This is a genomic window from Bordetella trematum, from assembly GCF_900078335.1.
Classification (GTDB): Bacteria; Pseudomonadota; Gammaproteobacteria; order Burkholderiales; family Burkholderiaceae_B; genus Bordetella; species Bordetella trematum.
On sequence record NZ_FKBR01000041.1, the window covers coordinates 1 to 208 of the forward strand.

At 62.0% G+C, this 208-nt stretch carries 1 protein-coding gene; it reads left to right on the forward strand.

What is annotated here, in order from left to right; translation table 11 throughout:
* On the forward strand, window positions 1-207 hold a 207-nt coding region (locus tag A7V84_RS15845), incomplete at its 5' end, for an EF-Tu C-terminal domain-related protein (protein WP_459562055.1).
* Window position 208: the final 1 nt, after the last annotated feature.

The window sequence follows — 208 nt, forward strand, 5'->3', positions numbered from 1 at the left end:
TATCGTCCGCAGTTCTACTTCCGTACGACGGACGTGACCGGCACGATCGATCTGCCGGAAGACAAGGAAATGGTTCTGCCGGGTGACAACGTGTCGATGAAGGTCAAGCTGCTGGCCCCGATCGCCATGGAAGAAGGCCTGCGCTTCGCCATCCGCGAAGGCGGCCGTACCGTCGGCGCCGGCGTGGTCGCCAAGATCATCGCCTAAG